Source organism: Kribbella turkmenica (assembly GCF_004348725.1).
Lineage (GTDB): Bacteria > Actinomycetota > Actinomycetes > Propionibacteriales > Kribbellaceae > Kribbella > Kribbella turkmenica.
This window is the reverse complement of the sequence record NZ_SMKR01000314.1, coordinates 1-2,328: the sequence shown is the minus strand read 5'-3', so window position 1 is coordinate 2,328 and position 2,328 is coordinate 1. Positions and strand designations below refer to the sequence as shown.

Annotated in this window: 3 protein-coding genes; all 3 read left to right on the top strand. The window is 69.7% G+C overall.

The features are described from left to right. The first annotated feature begins 127 nt into the window (after nt 1-127). The 3 genes from E1218_RS35500 (at nt 128) to E1218_RS35490 (ending at nt 2,237) form a co-directional block, all read left to right on the top strand. Nucleotides 128-472, top strand: coding sequence for a YciI family protein (locus tag E1218_RS35500; protein ID WP_132327411.1), 345 nt, complete (start codon nt 128-130; stop codon nt 470-472). 2 nt (nt 473-474) lie between these two features. After that, nucleotides 475-1,665: an RNA polymerase sigma factor gene (locus E1218_RS35495; protein ID WP_202866375.1), complete on the top strand. Its 1,191-nt coding sequence runs from the start codon at nt 475-477 to the stop codon at nt 1,663-1,665. A gap of 188 nt (nt 1,666-1,853) precedes the next feature. Further along, nucleotides 1,854-2,237, top strand: coding sequence for a VOC family protein (locus E1218_RS35490; protein ID WP_132327410.1), 384 nt, complete (start codon nt 1,854-1,856; stop codon nt 2,235-2,237). Nucleotides 2,238-2,328 lie beyond the last annotated feature (91 nt).

The following is a 2,328-nucleotide window of genomic DNA, read 5'->3' as shown; positions in this document are numbered from 1 at the left end:
GCTCACCGCAGCCGTCGACGACCCGAAGAACTCGCGCGGGCCGCGAGCGGAACTAATGTGAGCTTCGGTGTCGATTCCGGGTGGCAGTGTTCGTGTAGGTGGTGACAGCACTTGCCTGGAGGTGGTTATGAACCAGTACCTGCTCAGCATCTATCAGCCGGATGGGCCCGCGCCGGAGCCCGAGGTGTTGGAGCCGATCATGCGGGAGCTCAGCATCCTGAACGAGGAGATGCAGGCCGCGGGGGTGTGGGTGTTCGCGGCGGGGTTGCACCCACCGGAGACGGCGACGGTGCTGAAGGCCTCGAACGACGAGGTGCTGGTGACGGACGGGCCGTTCACCGAGGGGAAGGAGCACCTGGGCGGGTTCACGGTGATCGAGGTCGAGGATCTCGACGCGGCGTTGAGCTGGGGCCGGCGGCTGGCGACGGTGCTGAAGCCGTTGTCGATCGAGGTCAGGCCGTTCGCCGGGTGAGCGTGGACGTCGCGGGGGTGTTCCGGGCCGAGCACGGGCGCGCGGTCGCCGTACTGGCGCGGGTGTTCGGGGACCTGGAGATCGCGGAGGACGCCGTACAGGACGCGTTCGCGACCGCGGTGGAGAAGTGGCCGGCCGGCGGCGTACCGCCGAGTCCGGCGGGGTGGATCATCACGACCGCCCGCAACCGCGCGGTCGACCGGCTGCGGCGGGAGTCCGTGCGCGAGGACAAGCACGCCCAGGCGGCGCTACTGCACGCCCAGGCCGAACCGGTGGAGGAGGGCGTCGTGCAGGACGACCGCCTCCGGCTGATCTTCACCTGCTGCCACCCGGCGCTGGCGCTGAACGTCCGCGTCGCGCTCACGCTGCGGATGCTCGGCGGCCTGACCACGGCCGAGATCGCGCACGCCTTCCTGGTCCCGGAGCCGACGATGGCGCAACGCCTCGTCCGGGCGAAGGCGAAGATCCGCGCCGCCGGCATCCCGTACCGCGTGCCGTACGAGGCCGACCTGCCCGAGCGCGTCCGCGGCGTCCTCGCCGTCGTCTACCTGATCTTCAACGAGGGGTACGCCGCCTCGTCCGGGGAGACGCTCGTCCGGGACGAACTCTGCGAGGAGGCGATCCGCCTGGGCCGTTTCCTGGTCGAACTCATGCCCGACGAACCCGAAGCCGCCGGGCTGCTCGCCCTCATGCTCCTCCAACACTCCCGCCGCGCCACCCGCATCTCGCCCGACGGTTCACTGACCCGCCTGGCCGACCAGGACCGGTCCGTGTGGAACCGCGACCTGATCGAGGAGGGCCACGCCCTGGTACGCCGCTGCCTGCGCCGCAACCAGCCTGGTCCGTACCAACTCCAGGCCGCGATCAACGCCGTACACACAGACGCCCGCACCGCCGCGGACACCGACTGGCCCCAGATCCTCCAGCTCTACGACCACCTGTCGGCCCTCGACCCGACCCCGGTCGTAGCCCTCAACCGAGCCGTGGCCGTAGCCGAGGTCAACGGCCCCGCCGCCGCCCTGGCCCTCGTCGACGACCTCGACCTCGGCGCCTACTACCTCTTCCACGCCATCCGCGCCGACCTCCTCACCCGCCTCAACCGCCCCGAAGAAGCCCACACCGCCTACCAGGCTGCCCTGGCCCTGACCACCAACCAAGCCGAACAAGCCTTCCTCCGCGCACGCCTGGACTGACCAGCGCACCCTGCGGTACGACCGCCGTACGTCCCTGCCAGTCACCAACGCCAGTCACCAGTGCCGCAGCGCTGACAAGGCCGGCGGCTCGGGGAGGTGGAACCGTCTGGAGGCTTCACGGGATCCGGTTCGCGGTGCAGAGTGGTGGCCACGCGCCAGTCGACAACAGGCCTAGCCAGGAGAGCCCGATGAGTGTCGAGCTGAACCACACGATCGTGCACGTGAAGGACCGATGGGCTGCTGCTCGCGATGTCGCCGAGGTGCTCGGTCTGCCGGAGGCGAGGGCGTACGGGCCGTTCGCGGAGCTGAAGCTGGACAACGCGGCGAGTCTGGACTTCATGGACGCCGAAGGCGAGATCCACGGCCAGCACTACGCCTTTCTCGTGAGCGAGGAGGACTTCGACCGCATCCTCGGTCGCTTGCAGCACGCCGGCCGTCGGTGGTGGGCCGATCCGTTCAAGCGCCAACCGCAGGAGATCAACCACGGTGACGGTGGCCGCGGCCTCTACTGGGAGGGTCCTGACGGACACTGGCTGGAGATCATCACCCGTCCGTACGGCAGCGGCGGCTGAGCTCCGAGCCTTTGCACGTCTCTCTCGCCGAGGCACAGTGCACCCTCCCGCGACGCACTGTGGGAAGTGGAGTCGGCGGGGCGTGGGGATC

Excerpts from the sequence above, each read along its gene's own strand:
- E1218_RS35500 (WP_132327411.1), top strand. The coding sequence starts at position 128 with ATGAACCAGTACCTGCTCAGCATCTATCAGCCGGATGGGCCCGCGCCG.
- E1218_RS35490 (WP_132327410.1), top strand. The coding sequence starts at position 1,854 with ATGAGTGTCGAGCTGAACCACACGATCGTGCACGTGAAGGACCGATGG.